Source organism: Streptomyces sp. NPDC048197 (assembly GCF_043202395.1).
GTDB lineage: Bacteria > Actinomycetota > Actinomycetes > Streptomycetales > Streptomycetaceae > Streptomyces > Streptomyces siderophoricus.
The window spans coordinates 210,145-236,696 of sequence record NZ_JBIDAJ010000005.1; the positions used below are offsets into that span (position 1 = coordinate 210,145).

General features: G+C 69.2%; 25 protein-coding genes. 11 read left to right on the top strand and 14 right to left on the bottom strand.

Annotated elements, in window-relative coordinates:
- Positions 1 to 259: 259 nt before the first annotated feature.
- The 5 genes from ACGF4C_RS09680 (at position 260) to ACGF4C_RS09700 (ending at position 7,140) form a co-directional block, all read left to right on the top strand.
- Complete coding sequence (locus ACGF4C_RS09680; RefSeq protein WP_393564783.1) at positions 260 to 1,693, top strand: acetyl-CoA carboxylase biotin carboxylase subunit family protein; 1,434 nt, start codon at positions 260 to 262, stop codon at positions 1,691 to 1,693.
- A complete protein-coding gene (locus ACGF4C_RS09685; RefSeq protein WP_393564785.1) occupies positions 1,690 to 4,062 on the top strand; it encodes a PEP/pyruvate-binding domain-containing protein in 2,373 nt (790 codons plus the stop codon). The genes ACGF4C_RS09680 and ACGF4C_RS09685 overlap by 4 nt, the downstream gene beginning before the upstream one ends.
- Positions 4,059 to 5,543: an MFS transporter gene (locus ACGF4C_RS09690; RefSeq protein ID WP_393564786.1), complete on the top strand. Its 1,485-nt coding sequence runs from the start codon at positions 4,059 to 4,061 to the stop codon at positions 5,541 to 5,543. The genes ACGF4C_RS09685 and ACGF4C_RS09690 overlap by 4 nt, the downstream gene beginning before the upstream one ends.
- A gap of 238 nt (positions 5,544 to 5,781) precedes the next feature.
- A complete protein-coding gene (locus ACGF4C_RS09695; RefSeq protein ID WP_393564788.1) occupies positions 5,782 to 6,549 on the top strand; it encodes a class I SAM-dependent methyltransferase in 768 nt (255 codons plus the stop codon).
- Between the two features lie 3 nt (positions 6,550 to 6,552).
- Positions 6,553 to 7,140, top strand: coding sequence for a GNAT family N-acetyltransferase (locus ACGF4C_RS09700; RefSeq protein WP_393564790.1), 588 nt, complete (start codon positions 6,553 to 6,555; stop codon positions 7,138 to 7,140).
- A 25-nt stretch (positions 7,141 to 7,165) separates the two neighbouring features.
- On the opposite strand, the gene ACGF4C_RS09705 is transcribed toward ACGF4C_RS09700, so the two are convergent.
- Positions 7,166 to 7,906, bottom strand: a complete 741-nt coding sequence (locus ACGF4C_RS09705; protein ID WP_393564792.1) for a hypothetical protein — start codon at positions 7,904 to 7,906, stop codon at positions 7,166 to 7,168.
- 219 nt (positions 7,907 to 8,125) lie between these two features.
- Here ACGF4C_RS09705 and ACGF4C_RS09710 point away from each other — a divergent pair, with 219 nt between their 5' ends.
- Complete coding sequence (locus ACGF4C_RS09710; protein ID WP_393564794.1) at positions 8,126 to 8,575, top strand: helix-turn-helix domain-containing protein; 450 nt, start codon at positions 8,126 to 8,128, stop codon at positions 8,573 to 8,575.
- Positions 8,572 to 9,462 carry an alpha/beta fold hydrolase gene (locus ACGF4C_RS09715; RefSeq protein WP_393564796.1) on the top strand — a complete coding sequence of 297 codons (891 nt, stop codon included), beginning with the start codon at positions 8,572 to 8,574 and terminating at the stop codon, positions 9,460 to 9,462. The genes ACGF4C_RS09710 and ACGF4C_RS09715 overlap by 4 nt, the downstream gene beginning before the upstream one ends.
- 370 nt (positions 9,463 to 9,832) lie before the next feature.
- On the opposite strand, the gene ACGF4C_RS09720 is transcribed toward ACGF4C_RS09715, so the two are convergent.
- From ACGF4C_RS09720 to ACGF4C_RS09735, 4 genes are all read right to left on the bottom strand, one after another.
- Entirely contained in the window at positions 9,833 to 10,723 is an 891-nt protein-coding gene (locus tag ACGF4C_RS09720) for a DMT family transporter (RefSeq protein ID WP_393564798.1), read from the bottom strand.
- A gap of 417 nt (positions 10,724 to 11,140) precedes the next feature.
- Positions 11,141 to 11,554, bottom strand: a complete 414-nt coding sequence (locus tag ACGF4C_RS09725; RefSeq protein WP_393564800.1) for a Clp protease N-terminal domain-containing protein — start codon at positions 11,552 to 11,554, stop codon at positions 11,141 to 11,143.
- A gap of 1,346 nt (positions 11,555 to 12,900) precedes the next feature.
- Entirely contained in the window at positions 12,901 to 13,161 is a 261-nt protein-coding gene (locus tag ACGF4C_RS09730) for a hypothetical protein (RefSeq protein ID WP_393564802.1), read from the bottom strand.
- 92 nt (positions 13,162 to 13,253) lie between these two features.
- Positions 13,254 to 13,898, bottom strand: coding sequence for a hypothetical protein (locus ACGF4C_RS09735; protein ID WP_051823034.1), 645 nt, complete (start codon positions 13,896 to 13,898; stop codon positions 13,254 to 13,256).
- A 368-nt stretch (positions 13,899 to 14,266) separates the two neighbouring features.
- Here ACGF4C_RS09735 and ACGF4C_RS09740 point away from each other — a divergent pair, with 368 nt between their 5' ends.
- Positions 14,267 to 15,844, top strand: a complete 1,578-nt coding sequence (locus ACGF4C_RS09740) for a DUF4419 domain-containing protein (RefSeq protein WP_393564804.1) — start codon at positions 14,267 to 14,269, stop codon at positions 15,842 to 15,844.
- A 123-nt stretch (positions 15,845 to 15,967) separates the two neighbouring features.
- Here the strand turns inward: ACGF4C_RS09740 and ACGF4C_RS09745 are convergent, their stop codons facing one another.
- Both ACGF4C_RS09745 and ACGF4C_RS09750 read right to left on the bottom strand, forming a co-directional pair.
- A complete protein-coding gene (locus ACGF4C_RS09745) occupies positions 15,968 to 16,882 on the bottom strand; it encodes an NAD(P)H-binding protein (protein WP_393564806.1) in 915 nt (304 codons plus the stop codon).
- 362 nt (positions 16,883 to 17,244) lie between these two features.
- Entirely contained in the window at positions 17,245 to 18,321 is a 1,077-nt protein-coding gene (locus ACGF4C_RS09750; RefSeq protein WP_393564808.1) for a mechanosensitive ion channel family protein, read from the bottom strand.
- Between the two features lie 588 nt (positions 18,322 to 18,909).
- On the opposite strand from ACGF4C_RS09750, the gene ACGF4C_RS09755 reads away from it, so the two are divergent.
- Positions 18,910 to 19,191: a DUF6355 family natural product biosynthesis protein gene (locus ACGF4C_RS09755; protein ID WP_393564810.1), complete on the top strand. Its 282-nt coding sequence runs from the start codon at positions 18,910 to 18,912 to the stop codon at positions 19,189 to 19,191.
- Between the two features lie 90 nt (positions 19,192 to 19,281).
- Here the strand turns inward: ACGF4C_RS09755 and ACGF4C_RS09760 are convergent, their stop codons facing one another.
- The 6 genes from ACGF4C_RS09760 to ACGF4C_RS09785 all read right to left on the bottom strand — a co-directional run bounded on the left by ACGF4C_RS09760 (position 19,282) and on the right by ACGF4C_RS09785 (position 23,670).
- Positions 19,282 to 19,542, bottom strand: a complete 261-nt coding sequence (locus ACGF4C_RS09760; protein WP_393564812.1) for a hypothetical protein — start codon at positions 19,540 to 19,542, stop codon at positions 19,282 to 19,284.
- Positions 19,543 to 19,627: 85 nt separating this feature from the next.
- Complete coding sequence (locus ACGF4C_RS09765; protein WP_393564814.1) at positions 19,628 to 20,002, bottom strand: VOC family protein; 375 nt, start codon at positions 20,000 to 20,002, stop codon at positions 19,628 to 19,630.
- A gap of 278 nt (positions 20,003 to 20,280) precedes the next feature.
- Positions 20,281 to 20,553, bottom strand: coding sequence for a hypothetical protein (locus ACGF4C_RS09770; RefSeq protein ID WP_393564816.1), 273 nt, complete (start codon positions 20,551 to 20,553; stop codon positions 20,281 to 20,283).
- A 76-nt stretch (positions 20,554 to 20,629) separates the two neighbouring features.
- Positions 20,630 to 21,493 (bottom strand): DMT family transporter, encoded by an 864-nt coding sequence (locus ACGF4C_RS09775; protein WP_393565016.1) that lies wholly within the window; start codon positions 21,491 to 21,493, stop codon positions 20,630 to 20,632.
- Between the two features lie 611 nt (positions 21,494 to 22,104).
- Positions 22,105 to 22,836: a VC0807 family protein gene (locus tag ACGF4C_RS09780; RefSeq protein ID WP_393564818.1), complete on the bottom strand. Its 732-nt coding sequence runs from the start codon at positions 22,834 to 22,836 to the stop codon at positions 22,105 to 22,107.
- A 462-nt stretch (positions 22,837 to 23,298) separates the two neighbouring features.
- Positions 23,299 to 23,670, bottom strand: a complete 372-nt coding sequence (locus ACGF4C_RS09785; RefSeq protein ID WP_393564819.1) for a hypothetical protein — start codon at positions 23,668 to 23,670, stop codon at positions 23,299 to 23,301.
- A gap of 234 nt (positions 23,671 to 23,904) precedes the next feature.
- Between ACGF4C_RS09785 and ACGF4C_RS09790 the strand changes: the two genes are divergently transcribed.
- Positions 23,905 to 24,492 carry a SixA phosphatase family protein gene (locus ACGF4C_RS09790; protein ID WP_393564820.1) on the top strand — a complete coding sequence of 196 codons (588 nt, stop codon included), beginning with the start codon at positions 23,905 to 23,907 and terminating at the stop codon, positions 24,490 to 24,492.
- Between the two features lie 147 nt (positions 24,493 to 24,639).
- On the opposite strand, the gene ACGF4C_RS09795 is transcribed toward ACGF4C_RS09790, so the two are convergent.
- Positions 24,640 to 25,713, bottom strand: coding sequence for an FAD-dependent monooxygenase (locus tag ACGF4C_RS09795; RefSeq protein WP_393564822.1), 1,074 nt, complete (start codon positions 25,711 to 25,713; stop codon positions 24,640 to 24,642).
- Between the two features lie 210 nt (positions 25,714 to 25,923).
- Between ACGF4C_RS09795 and ACGF4C_RS09800 the strand changes: the two genes are divergently transcribed.
- Positions 25,924 to 26,412, top strand: coding sequence for a TetR/AcrR family transcriptional regulator (locus ACGF4C_RS09800; RefSeq protein ID WP_030417210.1), 489 nt, complete (start codon positions 25,924 to 25,926; stop codon positions 26,410 to 26,412).
- The last annotated feature ends 140 nt before the right edge of the window (positions 26,413 to 26,552 follow it).

Here is a 26,552-nt window from a genome sequence, read left to right on the forward strand (position 1 = left end):
CGTATCCCCCGCCACTACGCCGTATGCCCGGTTCTCGGCCGATCTGGTGGCGCGGGATCCCATACGGCATCACAGAACCTTCACAGCCGCTCGGCGAACTCCACAACTCTGGCGTTTGCCTGAGCGTTCGGCGCCCGTGACAGCGGATTGGGCACCGTCCGGCTGGTTCTCTGGAAGTACCGCGGCGAGGCAGTCGGCCGCCGCGTCCTCAACGGCCGTTCCCACGGCCCCTCCCCGCCTGTGAAGGAGTCGGATTTCAGTGAGCACGGTGCTGTTCGTGTATGCCAAGGGCGGACCGCCCTTGGGGTATGCCCTGTCACAGGTCGCCGCTCGGTCGGCAGTGCACCTGCTGGCACTCAGCACGCTTCCGCCCACCGTCGCCGCCTCCGCCGAGCGCCGGTGCGCGTCCGTACGGACCGCCACCGGGCCCGAGCGGGGGGACCTGGTGTCCCTGATCGTCTCCCGGGCCCAGGCCGTGGGCGCGGACGCGGTCATCACCTTCTCCGAGTACGCCGTCGTCGCGGTCGCCGAGGCCTGCGAGAAGCTCGGCCTGGCCGGCGCCGGCGCCTCCTGTGCGCTCGCCCGTGACAAGCGGCTGATGCGCCGGGTCTGGGAGCGGCAGGGCATCGCCCAGCCGCGGTTCCGCCCGGTGGCCGACGAGCGGGAGCTGCAGGACGCGGCTGCCGCGCTCCGCCTCCCCGTGCTGCTGAAGGCCGCCTGGAGCGCCGGCTCCACCGCGCACCGGATCATCCGTTCCACCGACGAGGTCCCGGCTGCCTGGCAGCGGGCCCGCGAGGTGATGGCCCAATCCGCCGAACTGGGCTACGCGGAGCTGCACGTGGCCGACGCGGGAGCCGACTTCCTGGTCGAGGAGATCGTGCCGGGCACCGCGGACGGCTGGTTCGACCAGGCGGGCTGGGGAGACTACGTCAGCGTCGAAGGCGTCGTCGTCGACGGCGTGTTCCGGCCGGTCTGCCTCAGTGGCCGGATGCCGACGGTGGAACCGTTCACCGAACGCGCCGGCATCACCCCGGCCGCGCTGCCGGCCGACGCCCAGCGGCGCGTCGTGGCCCTCGCCCGCGAGGCCGTCGACGCGCTGGGGCTGGAGAACTGCGGTACGCACACCGAGATCAAGCTCGGTGCCGACGGCCGGATGTGGGTCATCGAGACCGCCGCCCGGTTCGGCGGGGCGATGACCGTGCCGCAGATCGAGGAGGTCTTCGGCCTGGACCTCATCGGCATGCTCGTCGACCATCTGCTGGGCCGCCCGGTGTCCTGGCCCGCCCGGGCCCTCACCCCGCAGGAGGCGCGCGGCGCGGCCGGCTCCCTCGTCGTCCTGGCCGTGGACGGCGCCGGTGACGCCTGGCCGGACCGGCGGCGGTGGGACTTCCCGACCGTACGGGACGCGGTGCCGCTCAGCGCCGGCAGCCGGCTGTCCGTAGTGGCCGAGAACTCGCTCCCGGACGGGTCGCCGGTCCCGGTGTACGACCCGGCCGCGGGCGCCAACACGATGGCGGCGCTGTGCCTGTTGTCCGCCACCGACCCCGAAACCGTGCTCCGTGACTTCCGGACCCTGGTGGACGCGTTGCCGTCGGTGCTCCCCCAGGAGGAGAGGCACGACGAGCACGAGGAGACGGAGAAGGCCGGGACGGACACCCAGTGCACGACGAAGACCGCGGAGGCGCGCTCATGACCCTCACCATGACCACCGCCCAGGACCACACGACCGCCGGCGACCGTCCGGCCGTCGGCGACCGTACGACCATCGGCGCGCACCTGGCCCTCCCGCTCTTCCACACCCTCTGCGGCACCCTGGCCGGCCACCCCTACCTGAAGGTCGTCGTCGACCGCGCCGAGAACACCTGGCACCTGCTGGACGCCGCCGTCCACCCCTTCCACGTCGACTACATCGCCACCCGTGTCCTGGGCATGGAACTGGCGGAACTCGACGCCTGCCTGGACGCGTTCAACGCCTCGGTCTACGCCGACCCCGAGCGCAGGTTCCTGTTGGGCGTGCTCTCCCTGCACACCGACATGGGTGCGGGAACGGCGGGCGCGGGGCCGAACGCGGGCAGCCCCGTGCCCGCCGGCCGCCGCGCACGCCCCTTCCTCGTGCTGGAGACGACCGAGGCCGACACCATGAGCGGCCCGATGCTGGAGGAGTTCTACACGTTCGTGCGCCACCGGCTCGACAGCCGGCTGCCGCTGCTGCTGAAGCCCGCGAACCACGGTCAGGAGCACGCCCTCGCCGCGATCAGTGACGTCCGGGTGCCACGGATCCTCAGCCACCAGCTGTTCGGCAGCCGCACCCGCACCCCGCTCAACCCCGGCGAGGCCGTCGGCCGCCTGCGCCACTTCCGTACCGCCCGGGAGTACGAGGAGTACGCGGCCGGTGCCGGCCCGCTCGGCGGGTCCGACATCGTCGCCATGCCGTGCCTGCCCGACGACGTACCGAGGGTCGCCGGCTTCATCAACACCGCGCCCACCACCCCGCTCTCGCACACCAACGTCCTCGCCTCCGGCTGGGGCATCCCCAACGCCATCATCCGCGACCTGGACCAGCTCATCGAGGCGGAGGAACTCGCGGACGCATGGGTCCGCTACGAGGTGCGGGACGACGACATCACCCTCGTACGGCTCCCTCAGGCGCCGGCGCCGCTCCTCCAGGCGCCGGGCTCGGCACTCTCCCCGACGCTTGCCCAGACGTCTGCGGCGCTCACCCAGGCGTCGGCACCGGGCGCGTCCGACCGGCGTCCGGCGCCCCGGATCCGGCTGGAACCCCCGCTGCTGCACGCCGACATACCCGCACTGCCCCTGCACCAACTGCGCCGCACCGACCGGAACCGCTACGGCACCAAGGCGGCCAACCTCGGGGAGCTGCACCACGTCCTGGCGGCCGGTGGCGAGCACATTCCGGCCGGTGGGCCCGACCACGCCGGCCAGGGGCCCGACCACACCATCGACCTGACCGCGTACTACGGCCGCCCCAGGCCACCGCGGGCCGACCTCTACGCCCACCTCACCGCGCGTCTCACCGCCCGCCTGGGCCTCTCGGGCCTTCCTGCACTTCCTGATCTTTCGGAGGGTGCGGAAGGTGTCCAACTCCGGGCCACCGCACGGGACTTCGTCCGCGCCACGGTCACCGCTCCCGACGGCATGGCCCTCCCGTTCGCCCTGCAGCACCGCTTTCTCACCTCCTCCCCCGCCATACAGCAGGGCATCAGCGACCTGAAGGCCGCCCTGGAGCGCGAGACCGTCGACACGATCGACCCGCTCTGCCGGCGGCTGCAGCACCTCATCCAGCACGCCGCCCCGATGCCCGACGACGTGGCCGGTGCCCTCACGGCCGCCGCTCACGCACTGCCCTCCGGCGCGTCGGGTACCCCCGGCCGGCTCGTGGTGCGTTCGTCCTCCAACGCCGAGGACCTGCCCGGATTCTCGGCGGCGGGGGTGTACGACTCGGTCACGGCGGTGCACGGTGCGGACGAACTCCTCGCCGCGGTACGCCGGGTGTGGGCCTCCCTGCTCTCGCCGCGCAGCGTCCGGCTGCGCCACCAGGCGGGCATCTCTGCCGACGACACCTACATGGGCGTGATCATTCAGCGCTACCAGCCCGCGGACCTCGGCGGCGTGCTGGTGACCTGCAACCCGACCCGGCGCGCGGACTTCCGCAACGTCTACCTCAACTGCTCGTCCGGCTCCCCGGAGAACGTCGTCGACGGCACCGCGCTGCCGCTGCAGTACCTGTACAACACGGTCGAAGGCGGCGGCCGCACCGTCGCGCTGGGCTCGTCCGCCGAGGACCTGCCGGCCGCCACCCGCGAACGACTGGCGGACCTCGCCCTGACCGGCCGGCTGCTGCAGTCCCACTTCAGCGGCACCACCCCCACCGACAACCCGGACGCGGACCGGAACATGGGGCTGTACCTGAACGCGGACGTGGACGTAGATGCGGACGTGGACGTAGATGCGGACGTGGACCGGCCGCTGGACATCGAATGGCTGATGACCGATCAGGGCGACTTCACCCTGGTCCAGATCCGCCCCTACGCGGTCCGATGACCCGCCACCTCCCCGGCCCCCGGGTCCTCAGTCGTGCGGGCAGGCGCACGAAGGGCGCGACGGACGCGCCTCCCCTGCCGCCCCGGGCCCGCCGCATCATCCGCCTGAACAACGGCTTCCAGCTCCTGTTCAACCTGCTCTGGTGGATGCCGGTGTTCTACGCCTACCAACGGCAGGCGGGCCTCACCGACGGCCAGATCTTCGGCATCCAGAGCATCTACTACACCGCATTCTGCCTCTTCGAGATCCCCACCGGGCTGATCGCCGACCGCATCGGCACCCGCAACTGCCTGCGGGCCGGCGCGGTGGTCATGACCGCGGCCAACCTCACCCCGGTCTGGGCCCCCAGCTACACCGGCTTCCTCGTCCACTTCCTGCTCATCGCCGCCGGCCGCTCCCTGACCTCCGGTGCCGCCAGTGCGTACCTCTACGAGGGCCTGGGGGCCGAGGGCGCGGGTGCCCACTATCTGAAGGCCGAGGGCCAGGCCCGCGCGCTCGGCCTCGCCGCGAAGGTGCTGTGCTGGCCGCTGCTCGGCCCGCTGATGGCCCTGGCGCACTCCGCCCCGTACGTCCTGAGCGCGGCCAGCGCGGGCGCCTCCCTGGTCTGCGCCGTACTGCTGCCCCGCCAGGCCGCTTCCGTCCCCGCCCGGGGCCGGAAGCGCGCCACGGGCCACGATGCGGCCGCCGCCCTCCGCGCCGTCCGCAGCACGCCCTGGCTCGCCCTGGTCATGGTGCAGGGGGTGGCCCTGTTCACACTCGCCCGTATCTGCCAGGTCAATCTCTTCCAGCCGGTACTGCTCGACCACGGCATCGGCGAGGGCTCGCACGGCACCGTGCTGGCCGCCATGACCGTCGCGGAGGCGGTGGCCTCGGCCCGCCCGCAATGGCTCACCTCGCGGCTCTCGCCGGTGGCATGGGTGTCGCTGCTCAGCCTCGCGATGGCGGCGGCTCTGGCGGGCAGCACGCTCGGCGGTCCCTGGACCACGGTCGCGCTGTTGTGCGTGTTCGCCGCCGTCACCGGCCTCGCGTCCCCCCTCCAGCGGAAGCTGGTCAACGACGCGGTCCCCGCGGGCGCACCCCGCGCCACCCTGCTGTCGGTCGAGAGCCTCGTCGACCGCGCGGTGTGCGCCCTGGCGGCCGTCGCCGCAGGCGCGTACCTCTCGGCGCACCGCCTGGACGCCCTGCTGTGGCACAGCGCGCTGGCCACCGCCGTCCTGCTGGCCGTCCTCCACCTGCTCCTACGCCGTCACGGCAAGACCCGTACGGAGAAGGGCGGGGCTGGTACGGAGAATGACGGGACCCGTACGGAGACCGACGGCGCTCGTTCGACAAACAGCGGGGCCCGTACGGAGAACGGCGGGGACGGTACCGAGAACGCCGGGGACCGTACCGAGAACGCCGGGGCACACACGGAGGGCGGCCAAGGGGAGACGGGCCGTACCGACGAGATCCGGCCGCTCGCCACAGCAGGAAAGCCCTGACTCCCGCGCCCATACTGGAGGCGTGCGTACTGGAGGGGTGCGACACCCGCACGGGCCGGCCGGGCCTACTGGACCGGCTGGACCGGCTGAGTCCTCCGGACCGGCTGGACCAGCGGAGCCTTCCGGACCAGCTGAGCCTTCCGGACCGGGTGCCGGGCACTACGGTGAAGACGCCTTCCGCCCGGAAGAAGCCGGCGAGGCAGATCGCATCGACCTGGGAGCGCTCGCCTACGACGCGGTGAGCACCGCACGGCTGACGGCGCTGGGCGCCGGCCCCGGCTGGCACTGCCTCGACGTAGGCGCCGGGACCGGCACCGTCGCCCGGTGGCTGCTGGAGTCCGCGGACGTCACGTCCGTCCTGGCCGTCGACCGTGACACCCGCTTCCTCACCGCCGCTGCCCCGCCGGGGCTCGTGGCCCAGACCGCCGACGTGACCGCACCCGACTTCGACCCCGGCCGCTTCCACCTGGTGCACGCCCGCTTCGTACTGATGCACCTCCGCCCGTGGCGACGCATGATCAACCAGCTGATTTCCTTGCTCGCCCCGGGCGGCGTCCTCGTGCTCAGCGACGCCGTCGACCTGACGACCTCCTCCGCCCCGGCCACCCCGTACACCCGGGTCATGCGCGCGATGTGGCAGGCCCTGCGCACGACCATCGGTACCGACATCTCCTGGGTGCCCGATTACCCTTCCTTCCTTCTGGAGGAGGGCCTGCACTCCGTGGCCGCCGAAATCCACGTCCCTCCGCTCTTGCCCGGCAGCCCCATCAGCCGCTTCTGGGAGGACACTTGGCAGCGCACCCACGACGACCTCCTCGCCACCGGCCAGGTGGACGAGCCCCTACTCGAACAGGCCCGCCAGGCCCTGTCCTCCCCGCACTCCGCCGCCCTCTCCCCCGGAATGCTCACCGCCTGGGGCTGGAAACCCCGGCACACCACTTCCCCAACCCCCTCACCTGGCACACCGAGCGGCCCAAGTGGCCCGAGCGGCCCGAGCGGGAGGTGACCGATGTACGCGATACCCCTGGGCGGCGACGCTGCCAACGGTGGCAACCGCGCCGAGCTGCGGCCGCTGGAGCCGTGGCAGGCCGAGGAATTCCTCGTCCACATCGACCGGGGACGGGAGTTCATCGGGCAGTACATCGGGCTGGCCGACCTGATCGTGGATCTGGACGCGAGCCGCTCGTACCTCCACTCGTACGCGGAGAAGGCCGCCGCCGACACCGGCCGCATCTGCGGCATCTGGCTGGACGGCCGGCTCGTCGGCGGGGTCCTCTTCCGCACGATGGACGTCAACCAGGGCACTGCCGAGGCGGGCTGCTGGCTGGAGCCGTCGGCGGTGGGCAAGGGGCTGGTGACCCGTGCCGTACGCGTGCTCATCGACTGGGCCGTCGAGGAGCGGGGCATCCACCGTGTGGAGTGGCTGGTCTCAGCGGCCAACGAACCCAGTATCGCGGTGGCCAGGCGGCTGGGGATGGCCAAGGAGGGCGTGCTGCGCGAGGGCTATCTCCATCGGGGCGAGCGGCACGACATCGAAGTCTGGTCGGTACTGGCCCCGGAGTGGCGCGCGGCCGAGCGAGAAGATGAAGAAGATTAAGGGGCCGGGAGCCCTGGCGACCCACTCACCCGCCGCCCCTACGGAAGGAGGCCCCCAGGATGTACGTACTGGTGGCCAGCATCCAGAGGGGAAAGACCAGTTCGGTCCAGGGGACCGTGCCGACGACGAAGAGCAGCACAAGCGCCGCCGCATAGCCGAGCCAAGCGAGCCAGCGCGGGAAGACGCGCAGGGCGAGTCCGATGGTCGTGGTGGAGAGCGTGAACACCGCGGCCATCCGCATGGCGTAGCTCGCAAGCAAGGTGAGCGTCGTCCGCCCGTAGGTCCACAGGTCCTGCACGCCGGCCGGGATGTTGCCGGTGATGGCTAGCAGGCCGCCGGCAGCGGCCCCCGCCGCGAGCACCAAGGCGGTGAACATCAGCCCGCTGCACAGGAAGAGCGTCGCGAAGAACCTGTTCTCCGCCCGCTCTTCCGCATTCCCCGAGCCGGCATTCCCCGAGACGGCGTTCGCCGACTGGCCGGTGCCCCGCTCCGTGCGCCCGGTGTAGTCCCGTACGGCACCCATGAACCACAGGAAGAAGATGCCGGCGAACGGCAGCAGGCCCAGGGCGATTTCCAGGACCTGCCGGCGGGGCGAGCGCGACGGCCACTCCCCCAGGTGGGCCGGGATCGCGGAGGGCAAGCTGATGCGGACGATCGCGAGCACGGCGGCCAGCAGCAGCGCCGCCAGCACTCCCGCCGCACCGGCCGCCCGCGGCGTACGCAGCACCCTGCCCGACGTGGCCTCAAGAGAGTGTCTCTCCTCCATCGCCCCATCGTGGCGTCACCTCCTCCCCCACCAGCTGCACAGCCACCGGCTTCCCTCCACGGCCACTGAGATGGCTTACAGCCCGCCATTCCCGCCGCCCCCAACGACCCCCTACCACTCCCCGCCACTCCCCACCGCTCCTCTCCCTTCCCCTTCCATCCCCTACATTCTCTAAACTTCCTCATTGCGCTTGCCAGTAGGGGAAGTTAAGGTACTTTCATGCCTGATCGTTTCTACTCCGTGGAACAAGTGGCGGAGCACCTGGGCCTCCATGTCCGCACCATCCGGAACTACGTGCGGGACGGCCGTCTCCATGCGGTCCGGATCGGCAAGCAGTACCGCATCGCCCACGAGGACCTGGAAGCCTTCACCGGCCGCCCGGCACCCGCGCCCCAGGGCGACGCGGACGGGCGGCGACCGCAAGAACAGCAGCAACAGCACACCGAGGTCTCAAGCATCGTCGAGGTCGACGCGATCACCCCCGAGACGGCCGACCGCTTGACGTCCCTCCTGATGAGCCTGGCCACCAACCGCGGCCCGGGCCATGCGCCCCTGCGGATCGAGACGGCCTACGACAAGGGAAGGGCCCGGATGAAGGTCATCGTCCTGGGCGGTCTCGCCGACACGGCCCGGATTTTCGACTACATGGAAGGAGTACTCGCGACATGAGCCCAAGCGCGAACACCAGCACCCGCACCAGCACCAGCACCAGCACCAGCACGATCTACAAGACCGAAGCCGGTGCGAGGGAGATCCAGCAGCGTTACCGGGAGATGCTCCAAGCCTGGCCGGTCCCCGCCGACGAGGTACGGATACCGACTCGCCAAGGCGAAACCTTCGTCCTCGTCTCCGGTCCGAAGGACGCCCCGCCCGTCCTACTGATCCACGGATCGGGAGCGAACACGACGATGTGGCAGGACGACATCGCCTCCTGGTCCCGGCACTTCCGGACGTACGCCCTCGACCTCATAGGCGAACCGGGCCTGAGTGCCGCCTCCCGTCCGCCCTTGTCCTCCGACGCCCACGCGCTGTGGCTGGACGAGGTGTTGGCGCATCTGGGCGTGACCCGCACGGCGATCGTCGCCACTTCCCTGGGCGGATGGGTGGCACTGGACTACGCCACCCGCCGGCCGGACCGAGTGACCCGCCTGGCGCTGCTCTGCCCCGGCGGTCTGGGCAGGCAGAAGATGGGGTGGCTGTTCAGGGCCGTGCTCCTGCGCGCGTTGGGACGCCGTGGAGTGCGCCGGTCAGTGGCGATCGGCACGGGCCTGGAAGCACCCGAGGTCCAGCACCTCCTCGACCACGTCATGCTGACCTTCACTCACTTCAAGCCCCGCACCGAGCGGCTCCCCCTCTTCCCCGACAGTGCGCTGCGCCGCCTGACCATGCCCACACTGGTGACGGTCGGCAGCCGCGACACCCTCTTCGACTCCGAGGACACCGCCCGGCGCGTACGCCAGTGCCTCCCCCACGCGACCGTGAACGTCCTGCCCGAGGCCGGCCACGCCCTCCTCAACCAGACCGACTCCGTCCTCACCTTCCTCCGCGCCAACTGACCCCCCTCGCGGAAACCCCAGACGGGACATCAGGTGTGACGCCCCAGGTGGGACACCAGATGGGACACCAGGCGGGACGCCAGGTGGGACGCCAGGTGGGCAACGACGGCCGTGAGAGGCGGCCGTGACTTCTCCCACGACAGCACCGCCCCAGGTGCGCAATCGCCGAACGGAACCAACGCGTCACCCAACTCACCTGCGCGCCCCCGCGCAGCCCGCCCAGACCGCGCAGTGACCACTCAGCGCTCTCTCCAGCCACCCACACCGACTCCCTCTTCGACGCCTTCCCCAACAAGTTCCACCCCCCTCGCCCCCTGCCCCTGCCCCGTGGCCCCTCAGCACTCCCCACTCTCTTCTTGAGACCGGCGCGTTACGGAGTGCGGGTGGCGCCGATGGAGGCCAGGGCTACGGCCAGGACGCCGGCCCATTGGGGGACGGCCAGGTGCTGGCCGAGAACGAGGAGGCCGATGAGGGCACCTACGGCGGGTTCCAGGCTCGTGAGGACTCCGAAGGCACGGGGCGGCAACCGGCGGAGGGCCTCGAGATGGAAGGTGTACGGCAGAACGCTGGAGAGCAGGGCGACGGCAGCGGCCAGGGCGAGGGCAGTGGGATCGAGGAGTCTGCTGCCCGCCTGGGCGATGCCGTACGGGAGACTGACGAGGGCGCCCCAGGTGACGGCGAGAGCCAGACCGCGGCCGTCCGGGACCCGTTCCGCAAGCCGCTTGCCGACCAGGATGTAGCCGCCCCAGCAGCATCCGGCGAGAAGGGCGCAGGCCAGTCCCGCTGCGTCGAGCGGAATGCCGGAGTGGCTGAGCAGCACGACACCCGCCGCAGCCAGGCAGGCCCACAGCAGGTCGGCGACCCGGCGCGAGCCGAACAGTGCGAGGGCGAACGGACCGAGGAACTCCATGGTGGTGGCGGCACCCAAAGGGAGACGGTCGACCGCTTCGTAGTAGCTGAGGTGGTGAACGGCGAGCAGGGTTCCGGCGGCGGCCGCGACACCGAGGGTGGTCCGATCCCCACGCAGACCAGGGCGCCACAAGGCGGTGAGGACCACGGCGGCCAGACACAGGCGCAGGCTCACCACCCCCGCCGGGCCCACGACGGGGTAGAGCCGAGTGGTCAGCGCGGCCCCGCACTGCAGACCGAGCACACCAGCCATGACCAGACCGGGGGCCGGCACTCCGCCGAGCCCCCGGCTGATCACGGCGACAGCATGCTCACGGCGGCCGACGAGCTGACTGATGATGCCCTCCTCCACGGTCCATTCTCCACGGTGCGTCCGCCCGATGGGGGCCACCAAGGCGGGCGCCGGCCGCCCTTCGTGGGTGCGCGTGCGTCCGGGCCGGCGAAGAACTCCGGCGTTGCAACGACGTGAAATGTGGCAGGTCAAAAACATGGTCACAACCCCCGACCCTCAACGAAATCCGCATCCTCCCGGGCCCGTTGACCTGGCATTTACGCTGCCGCGCCGCACATTGCAACGGCGTCCACCGGTCTGGTTTCCGCGGGAGGAAAAGACAGCCGAATCAGGTCTTTGCGGAGACTTTGCAGGCCCCACGGAGACCACCGCACCCACCGCGTCCGTCCCGTCCACCGCGTCGTTCGCATCCACCGCGCCCGTCAAGTCGGTCGCGTCCGCCGCGTCCGTTAAGCCGGTCGCGGTCCGCCAGGCAACTCAGCCGGAACGACGAAGACAGTCATCAAGTGTCGTCAGCTCCACTCCCGCGTCACTGAGCACCCCGGCGGCCACTCCACGCCCGATCTGTGTGAGCCCCAGAAGCAGCTGGTCACAGTCGATACGCGCCGAACCCGCCGCCTCGGCCCGCTCTTCCGCGATCGCCATGGCCTTACGGGAGTAGGGCGTCCAGGCAATCCGCTCGGCCGCTTGCGACGCGCCCATACTCAGTCGCGCCCCGACGGCCCGGTGCAGGTCATCGGGCGATACGTCGGCGGCCCGGAGCAGACGCGTAGCCGTGTTGTCCTCCGCGGTGAGGCCCCAGAGCAGGTGTTCCGTCCCGATGTAGTTGTTGCGGTGATGCACCGCGACCTGCTTCACCTGCACCATGGCCTGGCGCAGGTCATCAGTCATGGTCTCAGGGCCGTAGCGCTTGTGGGGCGCGTGAAAGCGCTGCTGCACGGCCTGCCTGGTCACACCGAGCGCCGTCCCGATGTCCGTCCACGAGCTTCTCACTCGCCCACCTCCCACCCCCGTTCCCAACGGTGCAGCACGGTGACCACAGACGGAACCTCACACCTCCCGCCGCCCGACGTCCTCTGGTCCCACGCCGCCACCCTCGCTGCCTGGAGTGCCGAGCAGCAGCTCCCAGTAACAACTACCGTCATGACGAGGCCGGACTGCGTTCCGAGGACGTGGGGAACGGTTGGTGGGCCCTGTCCTGAGTCGAGGACGGACGGGTCGTCCTCTACGGCATCGACCACGACTACAGCGAGACCGTCAACCTGTCCCCGCCCCTCGACCTGCTGGCCGACGGACCTCCTGGCTGCCATGGCACTGGCTCGCCGAGGTCATCGCCGGCGGCGAAGAGATCGGCTTCGTGTACTGGTGGGACGGCCGGGCGTGGGGGCGGGCGCCATCCCCCGCCGAGGTGTCGACGATGGCGTGCGCGGCATGGTCCCGGCGGACGACAGCGAGGTGCGACGGGTCTGCGCCGACCTGGTGGAGTGAGACCGCTGACCGGAGGGTCCCGTGCCGGCTGCCCGAGCAGCACGCCGCGGTACTCGCCGCGGAGATGAAGGCGTCCACCGAACTCAACCGCCGACCCCGCCGGCCACATCGGAACAGGAACGGCTGATCGCCTGGCTGCACACCAACAGCACCCGGACGGGCGGGAGTTCGGCACTCTCGGCGGCGTTCGTGGACGCCGGGGACACCGATCACGGTCGCGGTGCGGATGGATTCCTGGACGAACGGGGCCGACGCATCTTCGGCGAGGCAGCCACCCTGCTGACCGCTCCACGAGAAGCGGAAGCCGACCCTGAACGGGGCCGCTGACTGCACATCCGCATAACAGCTCCCGCCACCAACACCAACACCGACGCCAACGCCAACGCCAACGCCAACAGCACCATCGAGCGCGGATACGACTGCCTCCCGGACTGGTGGCCAGCCAGATCCGGAGTCGTCGCCACCCTCCCCCACACCGTCCGCCCCGAAATGGCACGCCGAGCGGCCCACTGGCGCCCGAACTGGGCCGAACTCCTTGAGGAAGACATCCGCCGCGACAGCGCACCGGCCCGGCTTTGCCGGGTGGAACCGGGACTCCCCCACATCTCGACTCCGCATGCGGATGCGGGTGTAGGTGCGGATACGGACGCGCCTGCGAGTACGGGAACGGGTGCGGAGCCAGCCTCGTAGGTTGCCCGTCCTGCCGGTGGAGCACGGCGGGGCGGGGCGGGGCGGGGCTCTTTCGTGTTTCACGGCCTGACCTCCTCAGGCTCGGGCTCCAGCTCGAGCTCCCAGGTCTGCTGCTTGAGCGCCATTCGTGCGGCGGGCGCTCGGCCGGGAATGCTCGCCCAGTACGGGTGCGTGGCGATCCGCACGGACAGCTGCTGCAGTCTGCGGCGCAGCACCGTGGTCTGGGACGGGTTTTCCTCATGCGAAAGCTCTCGGTACGCGATGTACCAGGCGCGCTGAGCCTGCACGAGATCTTCAGGGAAGGCATAGGGAGGAGTCACACGAAGATTGCATCACATGTTCGAATTGAGGTGCAGCACACGTACGGGTGAATCCCGGCGGCAGCCTGGAGGGCTCGAAGGCCGCCCGACGCCTACGTGGCAGCCGCCTGCCGAGCTCGCGCCCGGGCTTGATCCGGGTACCACCTCGTGAAGCGGACCGCGCCCACGAACAACGCGATCGGAATGATCCAGTTCAACCAGTCCGCCCCTGACGTGACGTGCAGAGCGAGGACGCCGAGCAGGGCCGTCAGCAGGAACACCGCGCCCCACACTGCCGTCAGCACCCGGTTGACGTGCCGGAAGAGCGGGCTCCCCCAGTACGCGCGGGGCACGGACTCCCGCGCGTACTGCTCGGTGAACGGCATGAAGGCGAGGGACGTGAAGGCCACGGCGGCCAGGACTGCGCCGGACAAGGTCTGGGCGTACGTCTCCAGCCAGATCAGGGCGTGACGGTCGAGGACCAGCGACAGGATGCAGATGACTGCAAAGAAGAGCAGGCCGGCGATGTCCAGGATCTTCAAGCTGCGGCGCCTGATGTCGGGGATGCTGGCCCCGATCGCCGTGATGAGCGCGGCAAGCGCGGCAAATCCCCACGAGCTGGGGCTCGCCACCACGGCGAAAATGATCCAGGGGGCGAAGCCGAGGAAGAGGTTGACACCGCGTGCGCCGTCGGGACGTTGCGGGTCGCTCGGCGACGGCGCATCGTCGGGCTTGGGCGTGGTGTCAGGGTGAGTCATACGAAACCTCCGGTCGGCTCCTCCGGTCCGGCGTCCCTGCTGCCATGCTGAGCTCCCCGGACGGGAGTCGCATCCGGTACGGCCCCTCGGCCCGCCGACCCGCCACTACGGAAAGACGGCGGCACTACGGAAAGTGGCCGGCCGTTCACTACGGCAAGTGGCCGTTGGCCGACGCTACTGATGTCAGCTCCCTGTCAGCCATTCGTCGTGAGAACGTCCACGCTTTAAGATCACGGACGATCGCCGCCCATAGCGCCGTTTCATAGCGCGGCTCGTAGCGCCGCTCGCATCGCCGTTCATAGCGCCATTCATGGCCATTCAGACCGCCGCTCAGCGAGCGGAATCGAAGGGGAGGGGGAGGGGGACCGATGGCATATGAGATAGATCTGCCGCTGCACGAAGCACGCGACGAACGCGACGAACGCGAAGCGCGCGACGAGGACGCAGCCGGCGATGAAAAGGACGCAGCCGACAACGAGGCCGCCCGGCTCACCTCAGGACTCACCGAACTCGGCAACGAAGCCTTCCTGCGGGCGGTGCTCCGCGATCAGCCGCCGGCGTGCTTCCACCACCGCAGCACCGACCGCCTCGTAGGCTGGTCCACTGCCGTCCCAGACATCGCCGAACCCACCACCAGCCTCCTGCTCCGCGCCCTCCACACCTGCTTCACCGCTCACCTCCCCCTAAGCCTCTCGCCCGACCTCCTCTGGTACGCAGTCGTGCACGAAGTGGCCGTGCACGTCCGGCTGAACCCCAAGACGTACGAGGGAATCTTCACGGAGACGCCGGGGCACCGGCAGACCATCACCGTACGGGACGACCTGGCCCCGCTGGACTGGGAACGTTCGATCAATCTGGTCCAACAGCCCCTGCGCGCCCGGATCGGTGACGAGGTCGCCGACCTCTTCCAGCCCGCCTTCTCCACCACCACGGACACGGACGCCACAGCCATGCTGGTGGCGCTGATGGACGTGGTCAGCCCGTACTACCGCTTTCGGTGGGAAACCCTCTGCGGCATTCCGCGGATCCGGTTGGAGGGCACGGACCGGGACTGGCGTCTGCTGGCGGCCCGGGTGCGGGAACTGGCGGAGTGGTTCGAGGAGTTGCGGCCGTGGTTCACGGCACTGCAGCCGGTACTGGACGCGATTTGGGCGACGGCCTCGGGGTGGGGGATCGACCAGAAATTCTGGCGTTCCCTCTACAAGTGGGAGTCGGCCTCGGGTGGCGACCGGGTCACCGGGTGGATCACCGCGTTCTTCGCCCACCGGTACACCGACGACGGGCCGCGCCCGAAGCAGTCGTTCGGGCCCGGCACGACCGCCGAGGACGAATTCCCCTCACACGTCTCCCGGGTCCCGTTCCGCTGGGAAACCCCCGCGGGAACCTTGGATATGGCGTTCCTCGGAGGCGTCCTCGGTATTGCGCGCGAGGAAGAGTGGATCCGACCCCAACTAGGCCACGCAGTCGTCGAGTTGACCCCCTCACCCAATCGACACAAGCCCGCCGCCGACCCGTACGACGCACCGCATACCGAACCGTACGGCCAACGGTACGGCCAACCGAGCGGCAAGCCGAACGGCGAACCGTATGGCAAGCCGAACGACGACGCGGACGCCCAGTCCAACGGCGAACCGGACGGCGAACCGCAGGACAGGCCGTCTCGCGTACGCCTGCCCGAGCCCTGGACGTTGGCGGACGTCCAGTGCCTCACCGGCTGCCCACAAGCCCATCTCCTCACCACCGTCGGCATCGTCACCCACAACGGCAGCCCCCTCCATGCCGACTGCGTAATCAACCTCGACGGCATCTGCGCGGTCCGGGCCCGCGACGGCAATGACGACGGCGACGGCAACTGGTATCTGGGCGATCTGGTCTCCGACGCCGGGGACATCCAGTGTTGGGGCTCGTGCGGCCCCGACCTTGGCAACGCACTCCGCGCCCTCTAGCAACCAGCCAGCCAACCAACCACCCAACCGGCTCCGAGGGCGCTTGCCTCTCGACAGTCAGGGGACAAAAGCCGCGGGTGGGGCGAGATGGGAAGGGCGGGGTGGACTGAGACTGGGACTGGGCTAACGAAAGTCGGCGGCGTGGTCAACAGCCCATTGATGGAAGGTGCGTGCCGGTCTCCCGGCCACGTCCTCGACAGTCGTGGTCGTGACCGGACGCGGGGCGTCAAGCATCTCGGCGTACCCATCCAGCAGGGTGTCCACGAAGGAGTCGGGGAAGGTGTCGTCGGCGAGCAGCTGCTGCCGGGCAGCCTCCCGCGACAGTTCCTCCCACCGGAGAGGCCGTCCGATGGCCTCACCGAGGATGCGGACCTGGTCGACCTGGGTCAGGACCTCAGGCCCGGTCAGCGGGTACGCCGCCTTGTCGTGGCGGTCCTCCTCGGTCAAGGCGCGTACGGCGACGGCGGCGATGTCGGCCTCGTGCAGCAGGGCCATGGGCACCGCTCCGAACGCGCCGCACACCACGTCACCGGCGCGGATCTGGTCGGCCCACCAGAGGGTGTTGCTGGCAAAGGTGCTGGGGCGCAGATGCGTCCAGCCGAGCCCCGACCTTTCGATGAGGCGCTCCACCGCGGCGTGGGAGCGGCCTACCGGGTGCCGCTGTTGCTCGGGGGTGAGCCCGTCCTGGACGGCCCCCGAGGAGAGAAAGACGATGTGGTCCACGTGACGCCGTAGCGCCTCGACGACATCGGGTGCGGCATCAGCCGTATGAAAGGGCCACATGAGGAAAGCCCGATCGACGCCCTTCAGGGCCTCTTCAAGGCCACATGGGTCGGTCAGGTCGCCGGCCCGTACGTCGACGCCGCCGTACGCCAGGCCGGCCGAGTCCGGCTGCCGGGTCAGAGCCCGTACCCGTACACCGGTTGCCAACAACTGGGCGACGACCTGCCGGCCCACGTTCCCCGTCGCACCGGTAACCAGCACGGTGGGCTCCCCCATGCCCTCCGCCGCCCTGCTCTTCGCCGCATCCCTGTCCACCGCACTACTCCCTCGTCAGTCGATGTCTGTCTCACTTGGCACCGTCCACAGTGCGCGACGGAGCTCCGGGGCCAGCCACCACCGCGGGGAGATTGGCGGATACCGGCATGGCGGGCGTGATGACGACGGTTACCGTCATTCTTCGGAGGCGTGATCCGGAGCTGAGGCGGGGCTCAGGGCTGCCAGGGCTTTCAGGGCTGTCTGGGCTGTCTGGGCTTTCAGCGCGCCGGGCTTGGGGCCGTACAAGGCGGACCGTACGGAGTCGGACCATAGGGACCCCGCCTGCCTCACCTCAGCCCGCCCCGCACCCGCACCCGCACCCGCCTCACCTCACCTCACCTCACCTCACCTCACCGACAGCTCTACAGCACCGGGTCGGACGTGCCCCGTTGCTGCGGAATTCCCACGTCTTCGGGGTGCTGCAGTGCCACCGTCCGTGTCGGCGCGGGAATCCTGATGCCTTCGGCTTGGTACCGCTGGTGCAGCCGCTTGATGAATTCATGCTTGATCCGGTACTGGTCGCTGAATTCGCCCACCCCCAGAATCACCGTAAGGCCGATCCGAGAGTCTCCGAAGGTGTGGAAACGAACGGCCGGTTCATGTTCCGGAACGGCGCCGCTGACATCGGTCATCACTCCCTTGACGACCTCCATGGTGACCCGCTCGACGTGTTCAAGGTCACTGTCGTAGCCGACGCCCACCTGGACGAGGATCGACAACTGCTGTTCCGGCCGGGTGAAGTTGGTCATGTTGGTGCCGGCCAGCTGCGCATTCGGGATGATGACGAGATTGTTGGAGAGCTGGCGCACGACGGTGTTACGCCAGTTGATGTCAACGACGTATCCCTCCTCACCGCTGCTCAGCCGAATGTAGTCACCGGGCTGTACGGTCTTCGAAGCCAATACGTGTACGCCGGCGAAGAGATTGGCGAGGGTGTCCTGCAGCGCCAGGGCGACCGCCAGGCCACCCACACCGAGCGCGGTGAGCAGAGGGGCTATGGAAATGCCCAGGGTCTGCAGGATGACGAGGACGCCCATTGCCAGCACCACGATGCGGGTGATGTTGGCGAAAATGGTGGCCGAACCGGCCACGCCGGAACGCGACTGCGCCAGGGACCTCACGAGTCGAGTGATCATCCGGGCCGCGGTGAGCGTGACGACCAGGATGAGCAGCACGGTCAGCGTCCGGTTGACGTTCCGTCCGACCGTAGGCGTCAGCGGCAACGCAGCGGCCGCGGCCGCCAGACCGCCGGAAATCGCCGCCCAAGGCACCACGGACCGCAGTGAATCGACAATGACATCGTCGCCGCTCCATCGCGTTCTGCTCGCGTGCTTCCCCAGCCACCGCAAAACCGCCTTGCACAACAGCCCGGCAATGACACCGGCAACCAGCGCCGCACCGGCAAGGATCAAGTCATGCAGCGTGACAGCACGGTTCACCGGTCGACCCCCACTCCCGGAAACTGCGGCCCTGCCACTGCCACGCAGCGCATGTGATGCTTCATCATTCGGTTTTTACCTGCTTGTCTCTAGGACTTCGAACGCGTCGGGACCCGACCGCACCCGTCGACGTGACGTGGACGGGACACGGACAGGACCTGGACGAATACGAAGACGAAGACGAAGACGCAAACGTAAACGCAGACGTCCCGCAGACGTAGTCGTCCTGACGCGATGAGCCATCCTGCCGCACGCAGCGTGGCACACAGCGGGCACCCTAGGAGAAACCAACCACCCCTGTCCGCCGCCTCCGTCACACGTGCGCTCGTTACGATCCCCACCCCACGCTTCGGACCCCGATCTGGCCTATTTTGCCGTCACCCACACGTGCGGTCCGGTGCATGGACGAGTCTGCGAGGGGGAGTCATGCGGAGCCGCACACGTCGACCGACACAGCGGCGGACCAACTGGTGTATTGAGAAGGGCCGACTTGGGTCGGATGAAAGACCAAAACGGACCAAGTACCAAGTGCCAGGGGCCAAGTACCAAGTGCCAAGGACCAAGAAGAGCCTTGAGGAAGGGTGTTCCATGCGCCGCTTTGCCGCTCTCATGCTCGGTGCCGCCGCATTCTGCGGAACGGTCGCCGCCGCACCCGGTCAGGCCATCGCCCTGGCCAAAGACCCATGTGGCTTCTACAAGACGGGCAGTGATGCGTACTACCGCCATTGCACCAGCAACGGTTCGAACGTCGTGATCAAGGTAGAGGTCGCCTGGGCCCCCGACTACGAACGCTGCGTGGGCCCCGGCCGCACGTGGCTGGGCTCCGCCTCCAGGATCCAGGGCGCGCACTACGTGGGGCGCACCTGCTGACCAGCGGCGACCTGCATGCTGGCACCGCGGCGTCCCACTGCTGCCCCTCCCCCTTGTGCGCACACGCTGCGGGACGAGGCCGTGGCCTCCCTAGTACTCCAGCTGTAGATCGTGATCTTCATGTCTGGGATACGGCTTGTCGCTGGTAGTGGCTGGTGCGGGATCCTGCTGGTGGCGGCGTCGCCCGTCGGACCAGCTGAGTCGGCGGGCGATGTCGTGGAGGGGCTGGAAGACGAGCGTGATGAACAGGTGCCGGATCTCGTTACAGGGCAGCGGGACCAACGCTTCCGGGGCGGGGTTGCGGGCGTGTTCGTCGGCGCGGACGACGGCGAGGAAGACGTGGGCGAGCATCGTGAGAGGGTGACCCAGCGGGTCTCGTCGTCAGTCCACACAACTCACGATGATCACCGGTGGCCGCACCCCTTCGGTGCCCCTGTCAGTCTCGGACGAGGCAGAACGGGTGACCTGCCGGGTCGGCAAAGATACGCCAACTCCGTTGACTGTCACCCTCGTCGAGCAGTGTGGCCCCCCGGTTGAGAACGTCTTCCTGGGCTCGTTCCAGGTCCTTGACACCCAGGTCGAGATGAAACTGCTGGGGCCGAGCGGGGTCCGGCCACCGTGGTGGCTGATGGTCTTCCACCCGCTGGAAGGCAAGCACGAGCCCGTCGGTGTGGAGCGTCGCCCAGCAGTCGCCGAGCGACCACCGAGGATCCGGCTGGTTCACTACGCCGCCGAGAAGCGACTGGTAGAACCGGGACAGCTCAAGGACATCGACACAGTCCAACACCACACACTGCAGCTTGGCGATCATGAAGGGCAGCGTCTCACGACGTCTGATCACGATCCACAGCTGGAGTACCAGCCCGTGTGACCCCCGTAGACGCCACTGCACTTACCGCACTTGTGGATACCGCCACCGCCGTAGACGCCATACGCAGCGCACGCTTGAGAACGGACCCGGACTTCGGGGGTGCTGGTCTGCGAATTCGTGCACCCAACAGGTGAAGTGCAGTACCCAGCAGATGAAGTGCATAGCGCCGCACAATCATCCAGCGCACCGAATGAGGGACCTCGGTCGGCGGCTCAGAATCAGAAGGGGACGGCGACCCCAGCCGCTCGCATTCGGCTCAGGGCGCGGCTCATGCACTCGGCAGCCGAGGCGCCGTCAGCTCTCATCGGTGGCAACGGGCCACCGCCGGCGGCAAAGGTCCATGCCGGCCGGCCCTCACGCAGGCGCTCCGCATCGACGCGGATCATGGCCCCAATCCCCTGCTCACCAAGCCATTCCAGGATGAGCAGCGTCGCATCCTCGACACCGCTGTCCAGATCCCCCTTGGGCCACCGCCCCATTCCCTCGCCCATGGCCGCAACCCTACGGGAGCCGGTCGGGACTACGAGTGGGTGCCCTGCCGCGAGGGAGACAGCCCTCTCCCTCTCCCTACTCTTCCCCCTCGTCTTCCATCCGGACCCTCGACAGAACGAGCACACCCCAAGTGACCAGCACTGCCCCGATCGCCTCCGGAATCAGCCACCATCCGGTGCGTACCCGGTCCCCGTACACCACGATGCCCAGGGCCAGGCTGACGAGGGCCTCTCCCAGGGTGAGGACAGGCTGGGAGACCACCAGCGGGCCGGATTCCAGCGCGTTGGCCAGCAGAAACAGTGCGCATGCGCCGGCCGCCACGAAGCCGTAGGTCTGCCAGGAGGTGAAGAAGGCGCCCGGGCCGTGCCGGTCAAAGGTGTCGGTCGCGGACTTCATCAATGTCGCCGTCAGGGCGTAACCGATCGCTGAGGCGGCGCTGAAGAGGGCCGCGCGGGCCTTCCCGCGCGGGCGGGGGGACGCGGCCGCCGCACACAGCGTGATGGCGCCGACGGTGGCCAGCAGCGTCACGATCCACGTGGCCGACGAGACCTCGGTACCCGCACCGGACGGTGCGGCAGCGGCCAGCGCCAGACCGAGGCCGACGGCGACACTCAGGGAACCGGTCCAGCCCGCCGCCGGAAGCCGTCGGCGGGCCAGCGCGCACGCGATCACGAGCGCCAGGGGCAGTTCGGTCACCAGGATCGGCTGGACCAGGACGAGCGAACCCAGTGCCAGGGCCAGCGCCTGGCACGCCGCAGCGCCGACCACCACGGCGATACCGCCGAGCCACGCCGGATTCCGCACCAGGTGCCGGACCAGCCTGGGGCTGAACGCATCACCCGCCGGGACGGTCCGTGCGGCCAGGCGCTGGAGCACGGTACCCGTGGCATTGCCCACGGCCGCCAGCAGCGCGAACAGCGCAGACAACACAGCCGCCACCGTGCGATCCCCTCGGGTCGTTAGGCCATCGGTCCCTGTCAGCAACCGTGGCAGAGCAATCCGCAACGCGCGGAGCACGGCACGCCACCAGATGACGACGACGGCCACACACGGACGGAAACCTCCCCTCCGTTTGCAGGCCTAGCCTTCCCCCCACCCCCTTCCCCCTCCCCCGCCTCCCCCTCCCCTCCTCCACCTCGCCCCCTCTGTCCAGCCCCCTCTGTCTAGCCTGTCCCCGCCTCGCCAGTCCCCGCCTTGCTCCCGACCGTCCGGGCGTCGGTCGACCTGGCATGAGGCATGAACGGCGGCTGTGGTCCCCGGCTGGTGCTTAAGCTGAGCCCGTGTCCGGCAGGAGGGCTAGACCGCTGGGTTGGGCCGGACGTGACCGTCAGTGCCTGGTGGCCAACGACGGTTCCGTCTTCCTGCGCTGTCGTTGCGATGGTGGACCGGCCGCCTTCGGGAGTGTGCGTAGCCGTACCCGTCCGGCGGTGAGCCCTATGGGAGCCGCCAAGGCAAGCAGGCAAGCGAAGGCAGATGGGCAGGCACACAGACGGTTCGTAGGGGCGTGGGCAGCACGGCGGCCGTTACGTCGGGGGCGTGGTGATCGCTGTTCAGGGGCCGAAGAGAGGTATGCCGCAGCGCTGATGGAAGGAGCGGCTGTGGCGCACGGTGAGTGCCACCGTGGCGGCCAGGATGCCGAGGGACTGGAAGCGGCCGATGATCGGCACCAGGTCGACGGGCAGCGTCAACGCCTCGACGGTGCTCAATGCGGCGTCGAGCAGCTGCGCGGTGCCCCACACCACCGTGAGGCCGCGGAGCGCGGCACGGAAGTCCGGCTGCTCGCACCAGGTGCGTTCCGCCGCTTGCTCCGCACCCGTACCGCGTAGTCGGCGTCCGAACCGGTACGCCAACGGCCGGGCCGCAAACAGCGAGCTCAGCATCCATATGCCTAGGACGGCGGGAATGGCGGCGTCCTTCAGCAGCAGGACACGGGGACTGCCGCTGATCAGTGAGGTGACGGCCGACACCACCAGCAGGGCGACCACCAGCAGGTCGAAGAATTCGACGCGTCGGCGTACTACTGCGGTGCCTACGGCATGCACCGCCGGGATGGCGCCGCTCAGCAGCAGCGCCTGCCACTGGGCGAAGTCCTGAGCGCGTAACACGTAGTACACGACGAAAGGCAGGAGGAGATTGACGATCAGCGGAATGAGGAAGGCGGCGCGTCGTCGGCGTGGGCCATCCGTATGCGTGGCTTCCGCGCCTCCCGTGGTTTCCACGCCGGCAACGGCTTCCGTGGCCTTCACTTCCTTGATGGTTTTCCTGTCCTCCATGGTGTTCATGAGGCCCCCAACGGTGCGAACGAAGCAATGATGACGAGGTGTATGGCTGTGTGGCTGTGGCTGTGGCTGTCTGGCCGTGCAGTGCAATCGCTACCGACCATCTGCGTCGACATTAGGTGTCGGGAGGGTGGAGAGGCGTCGGCCCCAGGGTTGGTCCCGTGGCCCTGGCTGTCCACCCGTGCTCCTCAACCGGTGGGTGGAGCTCGGCCTGCTGGCCGGCACCATCGCGGTGCAGGCGTTGGCGAGGAGAGTGGCTGTTCAGGTGAGGAGCGTGAGCTAGCTGCTTTGGCAGCGCTCGAATCCGGCAGCGGCCGGTACGGGTGCCAGGACGGGGCAATGGCGTCCCGCGTCCTTGGTCTCACGTCGAGATTTGGCGTTCACGGAATGTGATGCCATGTCAGGTTGTGGCTATACCGACCCGTACCGATCCGTACCGATCCGCATTGACACTCCATCGGCATCTCAGACCATGACGAAGAGAAGCAGCGGCACGACCGAGGCGGAGGCTGCGGTACCGACCCAAGCGACCGCAAGCCGCGCCTTGCGCCAACGTACGGTCCAGGGGAAGGCGAAGGAGAGTAGGGCGATGCCCGCGCCGGTCAGGTAGAGGAAGGGTGCGCTGATCAGGGGGATGGTCACGGTGGCCGGACAGTGGTCCGGGCCGCAGGAATCCGTGGCCATGGTTGCGAAGGCGTAGAGGGTGAAGGCCGGGATGCAGAGACCGCCGATCACGCCGACTGCGACCAGCGGTGGGCACCACCACAACGGGTCACGGAGCCGCCGTGCCGAGGCGGGGTCGGCCTGAGGCGGCAGAGCAGTTGCGTTGTCGGTCATGGGATGAGTCAACGTGGCTGGGGAACTCGGTTGCCAGGGGGCGGCTACTCAGGTGGGGTGATGTGGGGTGGGGTCACGTACTTAATCGTCGAGCGGCCGCCGGTCCACCTATCGCCCGTGCACGAGCAGCGAGCAGCGAGCAGCGAGCAGCGAGCAGCGAGCAGCAGTGTGAGCGTGAACGGGGGCTGGAATGCAAGGCCCGCGCCTACCGGTGCCCCGGAGGAGAATGGAGGCATGACGTCGCCCTCTCCCGCCCGGCTGGTGGTTCTGCGGCATGCCAAGTCCGCCTGGCCGCCGGATGTGCCCGATCACGAGCGCCCACTGGCCAAGCGCGGTCGCAGGGATGCACCGGCGGCAGGGCGGCGGCTGTTCGCGGACGGGTGCGTACCCGACCTCGTGCTGTGCTCCACATCCCGCCGCACCCGCGAGACCTGGGACCTGGTGGCACCGGAGCTCGGCGGCCGACCGGAGGTGGTCTTCGAGCCGCGGGTGTACGGAGCGAGCGCTGCCGAGCTGCTCGATGTACTGCGCGAGGTTCCGGAGCAGCGGCGGACAGTGCTGCTGATTGGTCATCAGCCGGGTGTTCAGGACGTAGTGCTGTCGCTGGCGGAAGCGGAAGAGCCAGGGGAAGCGGTAGAGCGAGAGGGAGCGGTAGAGGGAGAGGGGGGCGTGGGTGGGGAAGCGTTGGCTCGGGTGCGTGCGAAGTTTCCGACGGCGGGGGTTGCGGTCCTGGCCCTGTCGGGCGCCTGGGCGGACCTAGCGCCGGGGACCGCCACCCTCACGCACTTCGCCGTCCCGCGCGGCGAAGCCCCCGGGAAGTGATCCGGAACGCTCAGCTCACACTTCCACTTCCCCGCTCATCACCCACCGATCAGCCACCGACTGGACGACAAGCGGCCACCGGTCACCGGCCACCGGTCACCGGCCAGCGCGGCCAACGGCCACCCGCCCGCTCCCACCCGCCACCAATCACCGGCCCCCGCCCCCTCCCCCTCCCCCGAACATCGCCGCTCCTTCCACGCCCGTCGCCTGGTTTTGCGTCACGTACGGTCGCAGCTCCGCCTCGTACGCGGCGAAGGCGGCCGGGTGGTCGCCGTTCGTGGCGGTCAGGTGTCGGGCCAGTGTCCTCGCGCCGATCAGGGCCTGGGAGGTGCCCATGCCGCTGGTGGGGGCGGCACAGTAGCCCGCATCGCCGAGCAGGGCGACCCGGCCGTGCGACCAGCGGTCCAGGTGGACCTGGCAGGCCGAGGAGAAGTAGAAGTCGTCGGCCCCGGTCATGGCGTCCAGCAGTCGTGGAGCTTCCCAGCCGCGTCCCGCGAACGCGGTGCGCAATGCCCGTTCCTGTTCTTGCCGGTCGCACCGGTCCAGCGCGGGCGTCGCGGTGGCGAACGAGAGGCTGATCGTCAGCCGGTCCGCGTCGCCCGCACTGAACGCGTAGATCGCCGTGTCCGGTGCGTGCTGCAGCACACCGCTGTGGTCGAGGCCGAGGTAGTTCGCGGTGCTGAAGCCGGCGCCGGAGAGCCCGAGGTGCCGCACCACGTCGCCGTGCGGCCCGAACGCGAGCCGCCGGACCTTCGAGTAGACCCCGTCCGCCCCTATGACGAGGTCGAAGGTACGGGGCGCGCCGCGCTCGAACTCGACGGCGACGCCGGAGTCGTGCTGGGTGAGCGCGCTGATCGAGTCGTTGAAGACGTACTCCACGTCGTGCGCGGTGATCCGGTGCAGGATCCGGGTCAACTCCCGCTTCGGTACCTCTAGTTCGCTGGCGAAGGCTTCGGCCGGCAGCATTCCGGTCTCGGTGCCGGTCTCGTCCACCAGGGCCGTGCCGCGCATCTTGGTCTCGTGGCCGCGCACCTCGGCGAGGATGCCCAGGTCGTCGAGCACGTCGAACGCGGCGCCGCGGAAGTCGACCGCGTATCCGCTGTCCCGGAGGTCCGGGGCGCGTTCGACCACGGTGACGTCGTACCCGTCGCGACGCAGGAAGTAGGCGAGGGCGGGGCCGGCCACGCTCGCACCCGAGATCAGAACCGTTGCGTGAGTCATGTGACTGACCATAGCCAGAGTTTGACCATATGGGCAATCCGTATGGTCAAACCGCTTGGATCAACCATGTGGTCAAATCGGCAAGGGGCAGCGGCCGGTAGGGCGTGCACCACCCGGGCGCGCTTGCATCAGTTGACTGGGCCCCTGATGAACCAAGCGGCTGAACCGTTCGGCTGAACCAAGCGGACAACCCCCAGATACGCTGCGGACATGGGAAATCGAGAGGACCTCCTCGCCGGCGCCAAGCAGTGCCTGATCGAACGCGGCTGGGCCCGGACCACGGTCCGGGACATCGCGGCAGCGGCCGGAGTCAGTCATGCCGCCATCGGCTACCACTTCGGCTCCCGGGACGCGCTGCTCACCCAGGCGCTCGTGAAGGCCGTGGACGAGCTCGGTGACGAGCTCGCGAGTCGCGCGCCCGAAGGGACGCCGGAACAGCGCTGGCAAGCACTGATCGACAGCTTCACCACACACCGGGCGCTGTGGGTGGCCCAGTTGGAGGCCGCGGTGCAGGCCGAGCGGTCACCGGAGGTACGGGCGCACCTCGCCGAGGGGCAGCGCATGGCGCGGGAGGGGCTGGGCGGCTCGGTACCGCTCGCCCTGCTGAGCGGTCTGATGCTGCAGTGGCTGGTGGACCCGGAGAACGCGCCGTCGGGCGCGGAAGTCATCGCGGAACTCCGCTCGACGTCCCTGGATTGAACCGACGTCCCTGGATTTGCCTACCGAGGGCCGACCCATGGGGTCGGCCCTCGGTAGCTCCCGCCCCCTCCCCCACCCCCACACCCCGCCCCATTTGTGGCTATCTCTGAGCTATGTGAGATTTGGTGGTGTTGAGGTTC